Below are 18547 nucleotides of genomic sequence, written 5' to 3'. Positions count from 1 at the left end.
ATTGGGTGATCCCGTGATCGTACAGGGGTGAGCTGTGAGAAAATTCATTACTCAGAAGATATACCATCCCTGTATACAGTGGTGGAACGCTATAACGAGTCCGTTGTTGGGGGTGATGCGATACTCATTGAATCAATCATTCTCGGTGTTCTCTCGCTCATCGTTTTCGAGTTCTCAACGGGTTGGGAGTACGAGGTGGTCTTTCAGATCGCTCTTGGAGTGGTTTTTCTCACAATGTGTCTTCGAGCTATGGCGGGGACTGCCGAAGATCCGAATATGGGTCTTCTCAGGAAATCACTCCGATTGAGTTCGAAGTTACTACAACTTGCTCTCATTGGAGGACTCGCAGGCATCAGTCTTCACGCCAGCGCTCAGACGGGATACCTGTCTCCGATAACCTTCTTTGTCAGCCTCGCTTTCGTCCTTTCTCTATCCTTTGTTGTTCTCGATCTTCTGGTGCTGAGGGAATACGCGAAGACTTGGTCGAGCATTATCCATGAAGAAACTGATGATAATGTGATTGGACTGGTTCTTCGTAAGGCTGCTGACTTCGGTAGGGATCAGATCGAAGCAGCGATGGATAATGGTGCAACGATACCACCAAACAGTGACCGAAAGACCTTGCTTTTCGGGACCGGAACACTGGTGTTATTGCTATTTGTGAGTCTGCCTGTTTGGCTCGTCCTCACATGGTTCTTCGATGGAGTGCTGATAGCAATGTTGGTGGTATTATCGCTCTTGCTGCTGCGGGATTTAACCCGATATATCTATATCAATTATGGGGCAGCTCAGTCACTCTCAGAACTCAGGTGGTCATTAGAGTGCGAGTTCGCCTGGACGATCGCAGCAGGTATTCTGTTAGCCAGTGTGTTGGGCTATGAGTTGCCGTCAGTACTATGACTATTTCAAACTGCTCAGCCCATACTTCCCATTATTCCTGATAATGGGATTGCCACCGATGAACCATAGTCAAATAGTGAGTGATCAATTGATGAGAATGATTTATAAGAATATAATTCAGTTTTAGAAGTGATATGGATATCAACATTACCTTTCAGCACGGGCCGATAGAAGCTGAAATCAAAGCGAATGAAGAAGACGACTACGAAGAAGTTCTCAAAGCCCTCAAGAACATCACAGAAGACTATCCGCCAGCGGATCCGCTTCCAAATACTGATGAAAATCTAGAGGAAGTTGATCAGCAGGAGACGGATGTTGGAAAAGAAGAAGCAGACGATCAGAAGGGAGTTGAGCAAGATTTCCATGAGCAGGAGGCATTAGACGGGTTTACTAATCGTGTCTCCTCCCTTAACGACCTATCTGAACAGAAACTCTATCGGTTAGTCAAAGCGGGAAGGGTAGAAGATGGTGAAATCAAAGAGCATCCTCGCTATATCGGAGACAATGACCTGCTTGGGGATAATGGTCAGCACCGACTGCTGAACGCTTCTATTCTTCTCCTCACTGTCTTGGATGACTTCCACGGCATAAAGAAAATGAAAACATCAGAACTGAAGCAGGCATTAGCTGATTCCGGGTTGAACGAAGACAACTGGAGAAATGTGGGTCGCGTAGAAGAAGAGGATATCTATCTGAACAGACGGGGTAAAGGACCAAGCGCTACTACCGAAATTCGGCCACCTGGAAAAGACGAAGCGTATCAGCTCTTTACCGACCTTGCGTCTGAGATCAAGATATGAATTTCGATCGGGTGATTAAGCATTCATCTGTGGATACAGACAAGCACACCGTCGGATTAACCATATACTTCTATGATGAATTGAAAGACGAAGGACCGGTCTTAGTTCAAAGAATAAAAGAGACGCTGAATAATTCACGCGTCGACGTAAATCGGAATAACGTCTCCTCGTATCCAAGTCAGTTAGCAAACGATGGGTATGTGAAGAAGAACGGAGATGGGTATCTACTGACGCACGAGGGAATGAATTACTACTCCGATCTGGTGGACCTCCCCGAGTTCCCTGAAAAACAACGCGATGATGACTTTTTGACCGTGGACTATACTGATGAACGGTTTTATAATCAATTGATCGATGAAATAAACAAGACATACCAGATAAGGGCATATAACGCAACGATGGTGCTGACTCGTAAGCTGTTTGAATCGCTGTTAATCGATATCCTTCGAGGACACTACGGGAATAGAGAAATCCGTATGTTTTTCAATCCAGATCGAGCACAGTATCTGCCGTTCTCCGTCCTTATTGAGAACTTCGATGAGCAGTTACAGGATTTTCGGCACTACTCGTTAACTCTGGATGAGGATTTCATTAAGTCACTTAACGACTTCCGGTACGATGCCAATGACAGTGCTCACTCAATCGAGATCGACATCTCAGAAGAGGAAATAGAAGAGAAGTCGGAAGAAGGTACATGGATATCCGAGATTTTGTTTAATGTCTGGCGAAAAGTACAGATTGCCAACGGCATAGGTGATGAAGATAAGCTTGAGAAATAAAGTCGAGAGTGAACCCACCCACGACCCCGAACGGGAAGCCCCTTCTAAATTATCAGGATACCGTATTCAGACAGCTGAATTCAGTACTTTGAGGCGCTCTACCGTATGCGTATTCCGTAACCCCTACCCCTTTCGTAGTATAGAGCATGAAGATTTAATGTTGCCACAATCAATGCGTATTAATGGTTAATACAGGTAATTATATTGTCATTTGAGGACTTCAGGGACCATAACTGTCAAATAGAGGACCGTTGCGACTATGGGGCGTATTTCTTTTCGGCCTCACGGATATCGTCGGATCGGAATTTGAGATACTTGCGGGTGACATCGATCTCGGAGTGGCCGAGCAAGTCTTGGAGGTAGACGATGGGCATTCCGTTCTTCGTACGATGGACCGCGTAGGAATGCCTGAACGTGTGTGGGGTGATTCGATTCCGTGGGTTCCCCTCTACGTCCGTATAGACGACCTCCTGGAGATCAGTCCGGGCAGCTACCTCACGGACGATCTCACCTAATCGTCTGACTGGCATTCGGGGCGATTGCTTCGTGAGGAGGAGATAATCGGACTCACCCGCATAGAGATATTTGTTCCGTCGACCACCTTTCAACCATTCTCGGAGGACACGAGCCAGATCATACCGATAGTAGACGGTTCGACTCTTATTTTCCCCGCGTTGTTGTTTCGAGGTTCGAACTTCTATTTGGCGCTCTTCCAAGTCAATATCATCAATGCGGATGTCACTCGCCTCGGATACGCGCACTCCTGTAGCCCAAAGGAGTCGTAAGATGAGTTCATCACGGAGATCGCGACAGGCGTCGATGAGCGTTTCATACTCGTCTATGTCGAGATACCGTATCTCAGAGTGTGTATCGAGTTTGGGCTTGTTCGAGAGCCAGTTTAGTTCCACGTGATCGAAGGGATTCCTCTCGACGGCGTCGCGATCATTAAGATACCTGTATACAGCAGACAGGTCGTATGCTTTGTTCAGAATCGATTTGTCGGCATACCCTTCGATTCTCATCTCATCTAACCAACCGTCGATGAGGTCGGTGTCTGCCTCTAAGACATCGTAGCCAGTTTCCTCACAGTACTCCCGCCACTGCTGGAGGGTGACCACTCGGTTCTTCAGAGTGTGTGAGGACTTCCGTGCCTTAATGCGGATGAGATGGCGCTGAATGGGTGTCGGCCAATTCTCGAAATCATCGTGTCCCGTCATCACTTGTAGGGCCACTCGTCCTCGGTATCGACGCCGAGTTCTTTGAGGATGTGCTCAGAGTTGGCAACTTCATATCGCTCAACGATGTTTTCGACGATCCCTTCCAGTTCGTCTTCCTCGACGTTCTCGAGACGCAGCAGATCTACCTTGTCTTCGATGGTAGCCAGTCGGCTTTCGATCTCGTCGAGTTCCCCACCGATAACCTGAGTGTTAAGGTCTGATGGATCCGAGTCATCGTCACGCGCCATGTGTCCTTCAACGGCGGTTCGGATGAGGTCGGAGATGGAGTCGACGGCTGGCTGCTCGTCTACGTATTCTGACCAACGAGCCTTTTGTTCGTCGGATACCACTAGTTGGACATACGCCATGGATCTGTACACGCGGTCATCTTATATGAATCATGAGGAGGTAATGATGCTATGGTAGACTGGACCGAGACGTACCGCCCGACGACGCTCTCGGAGGTACGCGGGAACAACAAGGCTCGAGACAAGCTACGGGAGTGGGCCGAAACCTGGGACGACCACCGGAAGGCGGCCATCGTCCACGGCAGCCCCGGCGTCGGGAAAACGTCGGCCGCGCACGCGCTGGCCAACGACATGGGGTGGCCGGTGATGGAGCTCAACGCGAGCGACGACCGGCAGGCCGACGTCATCGAGCGGGTCGCCGGCGAGGCGGCCAAGAGCGGCACGCTCACCGCCGGCAGCGCGGGCCGTCGGCTGGTGATCATGGACGAGGCCGACAACTTCCACGGCAACGCCGATTACGGCGGCTCTCGAGCCGTCACGAGCCTCGTCAAGGAAGGGAATCAGCCGATCGTCCTCGTGGCCAACGAGTTCTACGACATGAGCCAGTCGCTGCGAAACGCCTGCGAGACGATCGAGTTCCGCGACGTCTCCGCCCGCTCGATCGTCCCCGTCCTGCGGGACATCTGCCGCAAGGAGGGGATCGAGTTCGAGGACGCGGCCCTCGAGAAGATCGCGGAGTCGACGTCGGGGGACCTCCGTTCCGCCGTAAACGACCTCCAGGCCGTCGCCGAGGAAACGACGGTTCTCACCGTCGACGACGTCGTCACGAGCGAGCGCGACACCACCGAGGGGATCTTCGACTTTCTGGACGCCCTCATCAAGGAGAAGGACGCCGAGGGGGCGCTGCGGGCCTCCTACGACGTCGACGAGACGCCCGACGACCTGCTCAACTGGATCGAGGACAACGTCCCCAAGGACTACGCGGGCGCGGAACTGGCCGACGCCTACGGCTTCATGGCCAACGCCGACCGCTGGCTCGGGCGCGTGCGGGCGAGCCAGAACTACTCCTACTGGCGGTACGCGACCGACAACATGACCGCGGGGGTAGCGGCCTCGAGGCGCGAACCCAAGGGCGGCTGGACGCGGTACGGGCCGCCGAGCTACTGGTCGAAGCTCGGCCGAACCCGGGGCAGCCGGGACACCCGCGACTCGATCGCCGAACGCATCGCCGAGCGCGAGGGGACGAGCGTCGCCACGGCTCGTCGGGAAATCGTCCCGTTTCTCGCGGCGATGACACACCACTGCACGAACCGCGACCTCACCGTTCGAATGGCCGCCGCCTACGACCTCGACGCCACGGAGGTGTCGTTCGTCACCGGCAGCGGCGCGGACACGAACAAGGTCCAGTCGGTCGTCGAGGAGGCCGTGGAGCTGACGACCGAGCGGGCGGTCGCCCACTCCGGGAACGCCTTCCTGTCGGCGGTCGAGTCGAACAGCGACGACGGCGAGCGCGACGCGGCGGCCGGCGACGAAACGGAGACACAGCAGACCCTCGAGGCCTCGAGCGGGAACTCCGAGGAAACGACGTCGGATCGGGACGACGCGGCCGACGACGACAGCGACGCCGACGACGGCCAGGCGGGACTCAGCGACTTCTTCTAATCCGGCCCGCCCCGTCGCACGTTACAGCAGGCCGCGTTCCTCGCCGACGACCTGGCAGGCCTCGAGACAGGCCATCACGTCAGCCTCTCTGTGGGTGGCCATCGGAGTCAACCGGAGGCGGCTCGAGCCCTCGGGAACCCGGGGCGGACAGACGGGGCGTGCGATCACGCTCCGGTCGCGAAGCGCCGACGCGACCGAGCGGGTCTCCCGGCGGTCGCCGACGAGCACCGGAAGCACGTGCGAATCGCCGAGGACGTCGAAGCCGATCGACTCGAGGCCGTCCCGGAGGTGCGAGACGTTCTCCCACAGCCCCTCGCGGGGGTCGTCGTGACGCGAGATGTGGAGCGCCTCGCTCGCTGCGGCGACGGCCGGCGGCGCGAGTCCCGCCGAGTGGACGAACGGACCGGCTTCCGAGACCAGGCAGTCGATGAGCGCGTCGCTTCCCGCGACGTAGCCGCCCTGGCTGGCGAGGGCGTTCGCGAACGACCCCGTCTGGACGTTGACCCGATCCTCGAGGCCTTCGGCCCGGACGATCCCTCCGGCGTCGGCGTAGAGCCCGATGGCGTGGGTTTCGTCGACGAGCGTCCACGCGCCGAACTCCTCGGCGGCGTCACAGAGCGCCGACAGCGGGGCGACGGCGCCGTCCGCGCTGAACACCGAGTCCGTGACAACCAGCCAGGACTCTCCGTCCGCGCCGGGGCGGGCCGCTCGTTCGGAGAGCTTCTCGTGGAGGTCCGGCGCGCTGCAGTGGTCGTACCGGACGATCGTGGCGTCGGTGAGATGGGCGCCGTCGACGGTGCTCGTGCGGTTGTACTCGTCGGCGAAGATCACGTCCGGCTCGAGGACCGTCAGCGCGCCGACGGCGGCGGCGTACCCCGAGGAGAACGCGAGGGTCCGATCGGTTCGCGTCGTCTCCGCGAGCAGCCGCTCGACGTCGTGGTGAACCATGGTGTCACCGGAGACGCACCGACTCGCACCCGACCCGGTGCCGACCGTCGCGGCGGCCTGGCGGGCCGCGTTCTGGACGCGCTGGTCGGCCGTCAGCCCGAGGTAGTTGTTCGAGCCGAAGACCAGCATCTCCTCGGAGTCGAGCACCGGCAGTCCACCGCCCGCCGGCGCGGCGAAGTAACTCCGTGCTGCGACGCGGTCGGTAGGGGAGAGCGTCCGTCTGCGGTCGGCATCCTCGAGCGCGTCGAGGCGTCCCTCGAGGTCAAAGCCGCGGTCTTCCATCCGAGTGCATCCTCACAGTCAGGTGGTATTACGTTCACGGTTCGACTCGTTCGCCCGTTGCCGGGAGACGACCGGATAGATCGACGGGGTGCGTCGACCCGTGACCCGAGCGTCGTGTCCCGCCGTTCTGGCGAGGGGTACCCCGCCCGCTTCGCGACGCGCCTGGCCGGGGTTTCGACTCTCCTGCAGACATCGATCCGAGCGAGTGCGAACCGGTGTAGGGGGCGAACGCTGGTTTCGAGCCGGCGCGGCCGGAACGATACAGAAATTTAAATATTGTGGCCGTTCGAGTAGTGAGAAGCGAGCGCATGACAGACACCGACACCGACGCGGGCGGGGCGTTCGAGATCACCTCGAGCGCGGACGAACTGTTCGGCGGGATCGAGACGGAGCCACTCGAGGGCGAGCGGCCGGTGCGGCGAACAGCCCGCCCCGACGACGGAACCGTCGCGGCGGACGACCTGTTCGCACAGCTCCAGCGCGAAGCGGGCGACGCCGGCGACGACCTTCTCACGGGCGAGACGCCCGAGGAGATCATCGCCAGCGCCGACGAGCCCAGCGACGAGTCCGACGGCCGGGACGACGACCTGCTCGCGGACGCGAACGCACTCGAGGATCTCCTGCTCGCCGATCGGCGGGAGGGCGAGGAGTTCCTGTGGATCGACAGCGGGTCGGGAACCGACGCGGCGCCGCCGAAACCGGCAACGCCGCCTCGAGACGAGTCGGCGACCGAAACCGACGACGGCGAGCGCTCGGAAGACGTAGAGCCGTCGGGTCCAGAAACCGGTTCCGGCGACGGGTCCGCCAACACCGGCGACGGCGAACGAGGCGACGACCCACTCGAGGAACCCGCGGAGGCGAAGGCCGATCCCGACGACGGCGCCCGCTCGCGTTCGCTGTTCGGTCGTGTTCGAGCGATGCTTCGGTCGCTGTTTCGACGCGGCTCGTAGCGCAACGGGACGAATCCGGTCGCGTCGGGTCACCGGCCGTTCGCTTCTTACCGTACTCGATCTCGAGTCACTGAGAGACCGCCGAGGTCAACCGCTGGATGAGCGTCGGTCCGGGCGTCTCGTCCGTGACGTCGACTTCGCGCCGTAGCTCGCCGTCGTCGCCGACGCTCAGGATCTGTATCCCTTCCTTTCGGGCGAGCGTTGCGGCGCGTTCGTCGATCGTTCCCGAGGTCGTCACCAGAATCGCGTTCGCACCCGTCGAGGCGGCCCGGAGCCACTCGACGTCCTCGAGGGTTGCGCGGTCGTGGACGTCGGCGACGACGACCCGGTCGAGGAGCGGATCCTCGCCGTAGACGTGGACGTGGACGTGGTCGGCTCCCCCGTCCGTCGTGACCGGCTCGTCCGTCCTCGTCTCGAACCCGCGGGCGTCGAGCGCGCTCCGGATCGCCTCCCGCGCCCCGAGCTGGGTCTCGAGCCACCCCTCGCCGGTCGCGCTCAGGCCGTACCGGCACAGCACTCGTTCGCCGCCGTCCTCGAGCGCCGCGAGGCGGCCGCAGGATCGACAGCTGAGGCGGTGTTCGGGCGCGTCCGTACACTCCCCGCAGTCCCGGCACTCGTACCCCCACGAGCCGTGCAGTTCGTCGCCCGGAACGCTCTCGGCACAGGTCGGACACGAGAATCCCTCGTCGTCGATGAACTCCTCGCGCGGCCGGGTCGTCTCACACGTCGGGTGAAAGAGCAGTTCGGTTTCGACGGCGTAGGGTGACTCACAGTGGCTGCAGACCGTCGTGTACTGCATCCCCTCCGCGTCGCAGGACGGACAGAGGTAGACCTTCTCCTCGAACTCCATCTCGAGGAGGTCGTGATCGGCGAGCGCCTCGAGCGCCTCCCGGTCTTCCTCCCCGACGATCCGTCGGGCGTCCGGATACGATACCTCCCCCGTCTCCTCGTCGATCGTCGGCGTGTACTCCTCGGTCGCTCCGTTCGAAAGATCGACCAGTAACTGTAGTCTGTCTGGTGCTACCATCTAACTCCCCTGCACACGGGTAGTCGAGCGTCGGACAAACCAATTTCTCCGTTTCAACAGTCAATAACTCGTGAAAATATGGTCGAGCTGACTGATGCCGGTCGCTCGAGTCGCCGCCCTACAGCAGGTCCTCGATGTGGTCTGCGACCTCTTCGGGGGTGTCGCCGACCGGAACGCCCGCGTCGTTGAGCGCGTCGATCTTGCTCTCTGCGGTGCCGGTGCCCGATCCCGAAACGATCGCGCCGGCGTGGCCCATCCGCTTTCCTGGGGGCGCGGTACGGCCGGCGATGAAGCCCGCGACGGGGGTGTCGACGTGCTCGTCGATGTAGGCCGCGGCCTCCTCCTCGTCCTCGCCGCCGATCTCGCCGCACATGACGATCGCCTTCGTGTCGGGATCGTTCTCGAACAGCTCGAGGGCGTCAACGAAGTCGGTGCCGATGATCGGGTCACCGCCGATGCCGATCGCGGTCGTCTGGCCGATGCCGCGGTTCGTCAGGCTGTCGACAACCTGATACGTCAAAGTACCGGAACGGGAGACGAGCCCGACGTCGCCCTCCGAGAAGATGTTACCGGGGAGGATTCCCAGCTTGGCCTCGCCGGGAGTGATGAGGCCGGGGCAGTTGGGACCGATGAGGCGGGTGTCCGTCTCGGTGAGCCGCTTGTTCACCTTCGCCATGTCCTGGGTCGGAACGCCCTCGGTGATGGCGACGGCGAGCTCGAGGTCGGTGTCGAGTGCCTCGAAGATGGCGTCGCCGGCGAACGCCGGCGGGACGAAGATCACCGAGGCGTCGGCGTCTTCCTCCTCGACCGCCTGGGCGACGGTGTCGTAGACGGGGACGCCGTGGACCTCCTGGCCGCCCTTGCCCGGCACCGCGCCGGCGACGACGTTGGTCCCGTACTCGATCATCTGGCCGGCGTGGAACTTCCCTTCGCCGCCGGTGATTCCCTGTACCACGACGCGGGTGTCGTCGTCGACTAGTACACTCATTGTTCTCCCTCCGCGTACTCGACGGCACGCTGAACCGCGTCCTCTAAAGTCTGTTCGACCGTTACGAGGTCTTCGTTCAGAATCTCCATCCCCTCTTCCCAGTTCGTCCCGGCCAGTCGGACGACGACCGGCTTGGGAATCTCGTCGAACTGTCCTAACGCCTCGTTGATCCCCTTGGCGACTTCGTCGCCGCGGGTGATGCCGCCGAAGATGTTGAACACCACGCTGTCGACGTTCTCGTCCGAAAACACCATGTCCAGCGCGTTGGCGATCCGGTCGGCCTTCGCGCCGCCGCCGACGTCGAGGAAGTTGGCGGGCTCGCCGCCGTAGTGGTCCACGAGGTCGAGGGTCGTCATCACGAGGCCGGCGCCGTTGCCGATGATGCCGACGTTCCCCTCGAGGCGGACGTAGTCGAAGCCGTACTCGTCGGCCTTCTGCTCGAGTTCGTCGCCGCTCGCGGCCTCTTCTTCCATCTCCGCGAGTTCGGGCTGGCGGAACAGCGCGTCCTCGTCGATGTTCATCACGGCGTCGGCCGCGATCACTTCGTCATCCGCCGTAACCATCAGCGGGTTGATCTCGGCGTCCGCCCCGTCGCGGTCGTCCCAGAGCTGGTAGAGCGTGGTGAGAACGCTCGAGACGTCCCGTGCGAGGTCGGGGTCGACATCCGCGTCGTAGACGGCCTTGCGAGCCTGGTAGGGGTGCATGCCGAACGCGGGGTCGACGTGCTCGCGGGCGATCGCGTCGGGGGTCTCCTCGGCGACTTCCTCGATGTCGACGCCGCCTTTCGTCGAGACCATCGCGACGGGCTTGCCCTCCCCGCGGTCCATCGTGATGCCGACGTAGAGCTCGTCCGTGAAGTCGACCGCCTGCTCGACCAGCACGCGGTCGACGTGGTAGCCCTTGAGGTCCATCCCGAGAATGGATTCGGCGGCCTCACGGGCCTCGTCCTCGTCGTCGGCGAGTTTGATCCCGCCGGCCTTCCCGCGGCCGCCGACCTGTACCTGGGCCTTGACTGCGACCGGGTAGCCGATCTCCTCGGCTGCGGTCAGTACGCCGTCGACGTCCGACGCGAGCTGTGAGTCCGGCGTCGGAATCCCGGCGTCGGCGAAAACCTGCTTCGCCTGATACTCGTGGAGTTTCATTGCGCATTCGAACGGGCGTTGCGCCGTTGCTTAAATCATGGCAGTTTCCGTTCGCGCCAGCCTCGAGCGCGACGGTCGGTATCTGCGAGGATCGGCGTCCATCCCCTCGAGCGAACCTCCTTCCGGCGCACGGATCACTCCGTGTCGACGCCGCGCGCGCTCGAGCATTGCGAAATCGTGTACAGTTCGGGCTTCGTACCAGTAAGACAACTGTTATGGGAGCCCGTCAAGAATATGTCGGCCTTGATCATGGTAACGTGTGTCATTGGCGAGCGACGGACCGAGGTGGGTGGCTCGCGGAGTTCGACAATCCGGTGTAACATCGAACACCACCTCGAACGGACGCTCGAACAGGAGGACATTACCGATACCCGGTATCACGTGCGAGAGGCGCTTCACCTGAGTTACACCGAACAGTGGTGAACGGCGGCACCCGCCGTCACGTGGTGGTTTCTGTCCCGACGGATACCGTCGGCTCGCAGAATTGCTCGTCGCACCATGCTCCGTCTGGGATTTGAACCGCTCCCGAGAACCTGTTCGCTTCGCTCACAGAACCTCGGTATGCTTCAAACCCAGGAGCGCAGTTGCTGCCCACGAAGTGTTCGCAGCAACATGCTCCGTCTGGGATTTGAACCCAGGTCATCGGCTCGAAAGGCCGAAATGATTGGCCGGACTACACCAACGGAGCGAACTACAGTCACCGGTTGCTCCGGGCTAATAAAAAGCGTTCCGTTCCGTCGCCAGGCTGGCACACACTCACTCACCGTGACGTGTCGACGTTCGCCGCGTCCTCAACGCTTTTCGCGCCGGGATACGAGTCCCTACGCATGAAGTACGTCCGATTTCGCGATCCGGCCGGCGCCGTCCGCCGCGGCGAACTCGAGAGCGGCCACGTCCACTTCGGCAACGAGAGCTACGACCTCGAGTCCGACGAGATCGACGTCCTCCCGCCGAGCGAGCCGTCGAAGATCGTCTGCATCGGCCGGAACTACGCCGATCACGCCGCGGAGATGGACTCCGAGGTTCCCGACCGACCGATGCTGTTTCTCAAGCCGCCGAACGCCCTCGCCGGCCACGGCGACACCGTCACCGTCCCCGCCGGAAAGGAGCGCATCGACTACGAAGCCGAACTCGGCGTCGTGATCGGCGAACAGTGTCGAGACGTCCCAGAAGCGGAGGCGATGGACGTAATCGAGGGGTTCACCTGCGTCAACGATCTCTCGAACCGCGACGACCAGCGCCAGGAGCAGAACTGGGTCCGGGGGAAGGCGTTCGACGGCGCGGCCCCCGTCGGCCCCGTGCTCGCCACCCCCGACGAGGTGCCCGACGACGCCGCCGTCCGCTCGTGGGTCAACGGCGAGCAGCGTCAGGACGGCTCGCTCGAGCAACTCATCTTCCCGATTCCGGAGCTGATCGCCGAGATCACGACCTACCTCACCCTCGAAGCTGGCGACGTGATCGCCACCGGAACCCCGGAGGGCGTCGGAAAGCTCGCGGACGGCGACGAGATCGAAGTCGAGGTCGAGGGCGTGGGGACGCTCGAGAACACGGTTCGAATTCCCTGACCGCTCTCCGGACCGCCACAGGACGTGCCGCCAGCCGAACGTTTTTCGGCAGCCTGCGTGAAGGAGCGACCATGACCGTCAGATTCGGTGCCGTCACCGTCGACTGGCTCGGCTACGCGACCGTCCGACTCGAGGGCGAAACCGGCACGGTCGTCTACATGGATCCCGGACGCTACGGCGTCTTGGACGACTACGACGCCCGCGACGGCGACCTCGTGCTCGTCACCCACGACGACCACTACGACCCCCACGGGATTCGTCGGGTTGCCCACGAAGACGCCATCGTGCTCTGTCACGAAGCGATCGACGCCGACGAGATCGACCGCGTCGACGAGCAGCCCGAGGAACTGCCCTACGAGGTAGAGCGCGTCCGCGGCGACGAGAATTTCGTGCTCGGCCCGCTCGACCTCTACACGACCCAGGCGTACAACGAACCGGGCGGCCCGTACACGGACGACGACGGGAGCCCCTACCACCCCGAGGGCGCGGGCTGTGGCTACGGCGTCACGATCGACGGCGTCACCGCGTTCTGGCCCGGCGATTCGGACGTGCTCCCCGTCCACGAGGAGTTGGGTGTCGACCTCCTCTTGCCCCCGATCGGCGGCAGCTTCACCATGGACCGCCGCGACGCCGCCGACCTCGCCGAGACCATCGAGCCGGGGCTCGTTCTCCCGGTTCACTACAACACGTTCGAGGCGCTCGAGACCGACGAGGAGGCGTTCGTCGTCGACGTCGCCAAACGCGGCGTGCCGGTCGTTCTGGACGAGTAACCGCTCGCACCGGTTCGCCTCGTCCCCTCGCCGTCCTGTAGAAGGGTTTAGATATTATCGCGACAGATCACCCGTATGAACAATGCCTCGCCGACGCACTGTTCGAACTGCGGCGAGGGGGTCACCGACGCGATGAACTTCTGCCCGAACTGCGGGACCGCGACGAGTCTCGAGGCGTCACGACCCGCAAACGGCGAGGAGGTCACCGACCGCGAGGTGCTCGAACACCGCATTCGCCTCGCGATGAACGAGGGGTGGGGTCTCGAGCACGACTTCGGCGATCACGCGGTGCTCATCAAGCGGTCGTTCGGCGCCCTCTGGGTACACATCCTCGTCGGGTTCCTCACCCTCTCGGCGACGATGGGCCTCGGAAACGTCCTCTACGCTGCTTACTCTTACTACGGGAACCCGACGCGGGCCGTCGTCGACGCCGACGGCGATCCGGACGCGGCCGGCAGACCGGAGCCCTCCCGATTGGAGCGAGCGACGGCGACGGTCGCGGCGCTGCTGCTGTGGTTCTGCGCCGCGGTACTCCTGGCGTTCGCGGCGCTTCTGTGGGCGGAGATCAGTGTCGTCGTGACGGCGGGATCGCTCGTGCTCGCACTCGCGTTCGCTGGTGCGGGATTCTCCACGTTCCCGCCCTCGAAGCGTCGTCTCGAGGAACGCGGTCCCCCCTCGAAACACGGCCGGGTGGCGGAGGTCGACGAGCGATGGGTGGACGGTCCCGACGAGGACTGTTCGGACTGTGGCGGGACCGTCGACCGCGGCCTCGAGCGAACGTACCGCGACGAGGTCGCGCTGTTCGGCGTGGCACTTTCGAAATCGGAGGCGACGGACGTCTACTGTCGTCACTGCGTTCGAGCCGAGCGGCGACTCTCGGGACTGTCGAGTGACGGCCGCGAACGGGAACGCGACTGCGAGATGAGCCTCGAGCGAGTGTAGCTGCGAACCCGGTAGAAGGGGCTCGGGACGTTACTCTCACGATTGCAGTTCAAACTCCGCGTGATACGGAGCGGGTGAGGTAACGCAGCGGCGCGATACTACGAGTCGGCAGCTGGTTCCGTCGCCGGCTGGTCTGCCGTGTAGCTGTCGATCCACGCGCCGACACAGTACAGGAGGACGCCGAGAACCCACCACGGATTCCAGAAGAGCAGTCGCCACGCGACGGCCGTCTGGGTCAGCACTTCGGGGTCGAGGACACCGGCCAGTACGACTCCCCGTAGAAGCGTTTCCACCGCGACGAACGGAACGAGCGTCAACCCGACGATGAACGCGCTGGCGTGTCGTACCTCGTCTGGGACGTAACGCCCCCACGGTCGAACGATCGCCAGCGAGAGGACGCCGAGAACGAACGTCAGGACGCTACTGCCCCACAGCAGGGTGACGATCCACGGCGCACGCGATCCGGACAGTTCCGCAGTTCCGCCCCAGAGCGTCGAGACGCCGAGTGTCCCACCGACCGCCCAATACGCGCTTACCGCAGCGAAAACGAACCACCAGACGCCGGCCAGATACGCGACGACCACCAGTAGCTCACGGTACTCCTCGACGGTGTCTTCACGCGGGTGATCGACCATTGTGCTATCGCCGTTCGGGGAACCCGGACCCGCTCGATTACCAGTTATCGCCTCCGGGCCGTTTCCGGAGCACGCCGGCGTTGCTCGAGACCTTTTAGATGACGTCCATCGCCTCGAGCCGTTCGGGCAGGTAGGTGTCAGTCACGAAGTCGAGACCGCGGGCCGCGAGCGACTGCTGTTCGGACTTCTTCTCGATCTCGAGCTGGAGCTGGATCTGTTCCTCCCAGTAGTCGGTCTGGAAGCGCGGGTCCTCGAGTTCGCTCTCGAGGGCGTTGACGTCCGAATCCGACAGCGGGTCCGTCGGCAGATCGTACTCGACGATGTCGGCGGGCTGGATGCCGATGTACTGCGCCTCGGGCGTTGCGAGGTATTCAGAGAGGTGGGCGGACTTGATCGAGCCGTAGGCGACGGAGCCGTAGATCCGGTAGGACCAGGGGTCGCCGTCTGCGAAGACGGTAACGGGGAGGTCGAGTTCGTCGTGGAGCCGCTTGGTGATCCGGCGGGTGGCGCGGGCGGGCTGGCCCTTGAGGTGGACGATCAGCGCGCCGTACTCCTCGTCGAAGCCGTTCTCGACCAGCCGGTCGCGCATCCCGCCGGTCTCGACCGCGAGGACGAACTCGGCGTCGCTGTCGAGGAACTCGATCGTGTCGGGGTTGTTCGGAATCTGGTAGCCGCCCTCGCCGACGTCCTCTTGACAGTGGATCTCGCGCTCGCCGCGGCGGGTCTGCTCGCGCAAATGGAGCGGCCCCATGATCGTCGCCCCGGACTCCTCGGGGCGCATGTGGAAGTCCTCGCGAGTGACCTCGCTGACGATCTCTAGGTCCTCGATCAGCTGGTTGGACTCGTCCTGGTCGTTGAACTGGGCCTCCTTGTTGTCCCAGCTCTCCGAGAGGTAGTACAGCTCACGCAGTGTCGACGAGCGGTCCTCCTCGAGCTGGTTCGAGAGAAACTCGATGGTGTACACCGCCTTGAGGAGTTTCCGGGCGCCGCGAACGGAGTTCGCGGATCGGGTCGAGGTGCGGTCGCCGTACACCCACACCCCCATCTCCTCGTCGTACTCGATGTTGCTCTTCGTCCGGGTCGGGATCGACATGCTCGGAATCTCGCCGAGTTCGAACTGGTCGTAAAACTGCGCGGCGAGGTCGATCAACTGCTCTCGTGCCTGCTGGTCGTTTTTCGCGCTCATGATGACACCGTGAGTTTCTCGTCTTCGACACCTTTCACGTCGAGGTCGAACGCCGCGTCGGCGTCGACCTCGTACTCGAGGACCGCCTCGTCGTCGCTCGAGACGTCGGGCGACCACTTGACGAACCACTCGTCGTCCATCTCGACGACGGTCGCGCCGTCGCTCAGGTTCCGCGGCTCCGCGGAGACGATGTCGGTGATCTCGAGCGATTCGGTCGTCCCGGAGTGGTTCTCGACGACGACGCTGATCCGGTTGCCGTCGCCGTTCTCCTCGAGGGTTCGGCTGACGATGACGTTGTTCATGATGCGGCCGATGGCGTCGTCGATGTTCGGCTCCGGCCGCCCCGTCACTTCAGCCACTTTCTCGGCCATCTCGGGGAGGATCTTCCCGAGGACGTTCTGTTTCTTCCGCCGTTTTTGCATCGAGCGCCGCTTGTTGAGGTAGCTCTTGAGTTCGCGGGCGGCCTCGCGGATCGCGAGTTCGATCTCGTCTTCGATCTCGGGAACGTTCGCGACGGCGTCCTTGGACTCGCTCGTAAACGGCACGTTCGTCGAGGCGACGTGGATCATGATCACGGCGGGTCCGTTGGGGAGGCCGGAGCCGCCGGGCTGGTCGAGGCCGTAGTTGCGCCAGCCGATCGACTTGACGACGTCGGTCGTCGCACACGCCCCGCGCTGGTAGACGAGGGGGACGCGGTTGGCAAAGCGGAGGACGTCGACGCTCCCCTCCGCGGAGAGGTCGCCGCCGTAGGCGATGCCGGCCTCGACGATGAACGGATCGCCGCCGGACACTTCGGCGTCCCGCGTCGCCGCCGCGTAGAAGTCCGCGTCGAACTCCTTTCTGAGCCCCGCCTCGATGAGCTCGTCGGTGATCGGTGAGAGACACCGCGTCGGCGGCGCCATGATGTCAGTCGCTCGCATTCCCTCGACGAGGTGGCTCGTCGCGTCGCGGTCCTCGGCGAGTTCGCGCACGAGCGGCGGGTCGTCGGGAACGGTCACCATCACGTCCCAGATCGCCTCGGTCACGTTCTCGCGGGCGGTGTCGCCGAAGGCCACCTCGTCGTACTCCTCGGTGAGTTCGGCCGCGCGGTCGACGTGTGCGCGCAGTTCACGGTGCGTGAGCCGGTGGCGGTTGTCCTCCTCGTCGGCGAATTTGCCCGCGAGTCTGTCGGCGAAGGCGCGGACTACCTCGTCGTCCTTCCGGGTGCTCGTCGCTCCGTCGGCGAGCGCGTACAGGTCGGTGACGAGGCGGGATTCGAGGGGCTCCTCGTCACCGCCTTCGAGCGTCTCACCCGTCCCGGGATCGGCGTCGATGAGCGCGGCCCAGACGGCTTCGAGGACGTTCTCCCGTACCGTCTCGCCGAACGCCGTTCCGTGCTCGGCTTCGGCCGTTTCGGCGGCCTCGGCGACGATCTCCCGGAGCTCGTGGTGGGCGATCCGGTCGCGACTCGAGACGGCGTCGGCGACCGCCGCGGCGAAGGCAGCGGTGGGTTCGGCGCCCTTGTTCACGGTGGCCTCCTCGACGATCGCTTCGACGTCGACGGGCTCGTGGGCGGCGGGCGGCGACCACGCCATCTCGCGGCCGTAGTGGCGGTCCCGGAAGGCGTCGATCACCGAGTCGGCGGTCTTCTTGCCGACGCGGGTGAACTCACCCTGCAGGAAGCCCGAAACCGTCTGGGAGTCGGTCGCGTTCAGCATCTTCAGGACGGTGCCCAGCTCGACGCCGTGGGGGTGGGGTCGGATCTCCTCGGTGTCCTCGGGAAGCTGGTCCGTGGCGCGCTCGAACTTGAAGTGTGCCGTCGGCTCGCGGAGCTCGAGGCGGGCGTGGGGGTTGACGACCGCCGTGTGCTTGATGTAGTCGTGGAGCTGCTGGCGAGCGCGCATGTTCGCCTCCATCTCGAGTTCGATCCGGGTGCCGTGGGGGCGATCCCAGCTCGTCTCCCGGTCGACGCTGATCTCGGGTTCGTTCTCGTCGGTGTCGACGATCAGTTCGAAGTACTGCGCCCGACTCGAGCCCTGCGTCCGACTCGTGATCTTGGCGGGTTTGCCGCTCGTCAGCTGAGAGTACAGCACCGCAGCGGAGATACCGATCCCCTGCTGGCCGCGGGACTGTTCGCGGGCGTGAAAGCGAGAGCCGTAGAGGAGCTTCCCGAAGACCTTCGGGAGCGACTCCTTCGTCAGACCGGGACCGTTGTCCTCGACGATTAGCGTGTAGTAGTCCTCGTCCTCCTGGATCTCGACGTAGATGTCCGGAAGGATACCCGATTCCTCTGCGGCGTCTAAGGCGTTATCGACGGCTTCCTTGACGGCCGTCACGAGGCCTCGAGCGCCGCTGTCGAAGCCGAGCATGTGCTTGTTCTTCTCGAAGAACTCGGCGATGGAGATCGATCGCTGGTTGGCGGCCAGCTCTTCGGCGATCCCCTCCTCCTCGCCGAGTGTCGACTGGAACGACGTCATCGTCTGTTCCTATCGGCGGTGGGGCTAAAAGGTGTGTGTTACCGGAGTGA

Annotated in this window: 17 protein-coding genes and 1 tRNA gene; 8 read left to right on the top strand and 10 right to left on the bottom strand. The window is 62.4% G+C overall.

Going from position 1 to position 18547, the window contains the following annotated elements:
* The first annotated feature begins 27 nt into the window (after nucleotides 1-27).
* The 3 genes from NMQ11_RS08395 to NMQ11_RS08385 all read left to right on the top strand — a co-directional run bounded on the left by NMQ11_RS08395 (nucleotide 28) and on the right by NMQ11_RS08385 (nucleotide 2479).
* On the top strand, nucleotides 28-900 hold the full coding sequence (locus NMQ11_RS08395; RefSeq protein WP_255167129.1) for a hypothetical protein: 873 nt from the start codon (nucleotides 28-30) through the stop codon (nucleotides 898-900).
* A gap of 134 nt (nucleotides 901-1034) precedes the next feature.
* Nucleotides 1035-1700: a hypothetical protein gene (locus NMQ11_RS08390; protein WP_255167127.1), complete on the top strand. Its 666-nt coding sequence runs from the start codon at nucleotides 1035-1037 to the stop codon at nucleotides 1698-1700.
* Nucleotides 1697-2479 carry a hypothetical protein gene (locus NMQ11_RS08385; RefSeq protein ID WP_255167125.1) on the top strand — a complete coding sequence of 261 codons (783 nt, stop codon included), beginning with the start codon at nucleotides 1697-1699 and terminating at the stop codon, nucleotides 2477-2479. The genes NMQ11_RS08390 and NMQ11_RS08385 overlap by 4 nt, the downstream gene beginning before the upstream one ends.
* A 257-nt stretch (nucleotides 2480-2736) precedes the next feature.
* Here NMQ11_RS08385 and NMQ11_RS08380 read toward each other — a convergent pair whose 3' ends face one another.
* On the bottom strand, nucleotides 2737-3696 hold the full coding sequence (locus NMQ11_RS08380; RefSeq protein WP_255167123.1) for a tyrosine-type recombinase/integrase: 960 nt from the start codon (nucleotides 3694-3696) through the stop codon (nucleotides 2737-2739).
* On the bottom strand, nucleotides 3696-4064 hold the full coding sequence (locus NMQ11_RS08375) for a hypothetical protein (RefSeq protein WP_255167113.1): 369 nt from the start codon (nucleotides 4062-4064) through the stop codon (nucleotides 3696-3698). Before NMQ11_RS08375 ends, NMQ11_RS08380 begins: the two co-directional genes overlap by 1 nt.
* 51 nt (nucleotides 4065-4115) lie before the next feature.
* On the opposite strand from NMQ11_RS08375, the gene NMQ11_RS08370 reads away from it, so the two are divergent.
* Complete coding sequence (locus NMQ11_RS08370; protein ID WP_255167111.1) at nucleotides 4116-5606, top strand: replication factor C large subunit; 1491 nt, start codon at nucleotides 4116-4118, stop codon at nucleotides 5604-5606.
* 21 nt (nucleotides 5607-5627) lie between these two features.
* On the opposite strand, the gene NMQ11_RS08365 is transcribed toward NMQ11_RS08370, so the two are convergent.
* Nucleotides 5628-6836, bottom strand: coding sequence for an aminotransferase class I/II-fold pyridoxal phosphate-dependent enzyme (locus NMQ11_RS08365; protein WP_255167108.1), 1209 nt, complete (start codon nucleotides 6834-6836; stop codon nucleotides 5628-5630).
* Between the two features lie 308 nt (nucleotides 6837-7144).
* On the opposite strand from NMQ11_RS08365, the gene NMQ11_RS08360 reads away from it, so the two are divergent.
* Nucleotides 7145-7786, top strand: coding sequence for a hypothetical protein (locus NMQ11_RS08360; RefSeq protein WP_255167095.1), 642 nt, complete (start codon nucleotides 7145-7147; stop codon nucleotides 7784-7786).
* A 67-nt stretch (nucleotides 7787-7853) separates the two neighbouring features.
* On the opposite strand, the gene NMQ11_RS08355 is transcribed toward NMQ11_RS08360, so the two are convergent.
* The 4 genes from NMQ11_RS08355 to NMQ11_RS08340 form a co-directional block, all read right to left on the bottom strand.
* The gene (locus NMQ11_RS08355) at nucleotides 7854-8813 is read right to left on the bottom strand and encodes a TackOD1 domain-containing metal-binding protein (RefSeq protein WP_255167093.1); all 960 of its coding nucleotides are present in this window, start codon (nucleotides 8811-8813) and stop codon (nucleotides 7854-7856) included.
* 118 nt (nucleotides 8814-8931) lie between these two features.
* Nucleotides 8932-9801: a succinate--CoA ligase subunit alpha gene (gene sucD / locus NMQ11_RS08350; protein ID WP_255167091.1), complete on the bottom strand. Its 870-nt coding sequence runs from the start codon at nucleotides 9799-9801 to the stop codon at nucleotides 8932-8934.
* A complete protein-coding gene (gene sucC, locus NMQ11_RS08345; protein WP_255167089.1) occupies nucleotides 9798-10943 on the bottom strand; it encodes an ADP-forming succinate--CoA ligase subunit beta in 1146 nt (381 codons plus the stop codon). Before sucC ends, sucD begins: the two co-directional genes overlap by 4 nt.
* 613 nt (nucleotides 10944-11556) lie before the next feature.
* Nucleotides 11557-11631: transfer RNA gene (locus tag NMQ11_RS08340), tRNA-Glu, on the bottom strand.
* A 139-nt stretch (nucleotides 11632-11770) separates the two neighbouring features.
* Between NMQ11_RS08340 and NMQ11_RS08335 the strand changes: the two genes are divergently transcribed.
* The 3 genes from NMQ11_RS08335 (at nucleotide 11771) to NMQ11_RS08325 (ending at nucleotide 14220) form a co-directional block, all read left to right on the top strand.
* On the top strand, nucleotides 11771-12508 hold the full coding sequence (locus NMQ11_RS08335; RefSeq protein WP_255167087.1) for a fumarylacetoacetate hydrolase family protein: 738 nt from the start codon (nucleotides 11771-11773) through the stop codon (nucleotides 12506-12508).
* Between the two features lie 71 nt (nucleotides 12509-12579).
* Entirely contained in the window at nucleotides 12580-13278 is a 699-nt protein-coding gene (locus NMQ11_RS08330) for an MBL fold metallo-hydrolase (RefSeq protein ID WP_255167085.1), read from the top strand.
* A gap of 75 nt (nucleotides 13279-13353) precedes the next feature.
* Nucleotides 13354-14220 carry a zinc ribbon domain-containing protein gene (locus tag NMQ11_RS08325; protein ID WP_255167083.1) on the top strand — a complete coding sequence of 289 codons (867 nt, stop codon included), beginning with the start codon at nucleotides 13354-13356 and terminating at the stop codon, nucleotides 14218-14220.
* A gap of 98 nt (nucleotides 14221-14318) precedes the next feature.
* On the opposite strand, the gene NMQ11_RS08320 is transcribed toward NMQ11_RS08325, so the two are convergent.
* The 3 genes from NMQ11_RS08320 to NMQ11_RS08310 form a co-directional block, all read right to left on the bottom strand.
* Entirely contained in the window at nucleotides 14319-14855 is a 537-nt protein-coding gene (locus NMQ11_RS08320) for a DUF3995 domain-containing protein (RefSeq protein WP_255167082.1), read from the bottom strand.
* A gap of 94 nt (nucleotides 14856-14949) precedes the next feature.
* A complete protein-coding gene (locus tag NMQ11_RS08315; protein ID WP_255167081.1) occupies nucleotides 14950-16041 on the bottom strand; it encodes a DNA topoisomerase IV subunit A in 1092 nt (363 codons plus the stop codon).
* Nucleotides 16038-18497 (bottom strand): DNA topoisomerase VI subunit B, encoded by a 2460-nt coding sequence (locus tag NMQ11_RS08310; protein WP_255167080.1) that lies wholly within the window; start codon nucleotides 18495-18497, stop codon nucleotides 16038-16040. Before NMQ11_RS08310 ends, NMQ11_RS08315 begins: the two co-directional genes overlap by 4 nt.
* Nucleotides 18498-18547: the final 50 nt, after the last annotated feature.

The sequence above is a fragment of the Natrononativus amylolyticus genome, from assembly GCF_024362525.1.
Taxonomy (GTDB): Archaea; Halobacteriota; Halobacteria; order Halobacteriales; family Natrialbaceae; genus Natrononativus; species Natrononativus amylolyticus.
The sequence above is the reverse complement of the archived record's forward strand: the minus strand, read 5'-3'. Positions and strand labels throughout refer to the sequence as shown.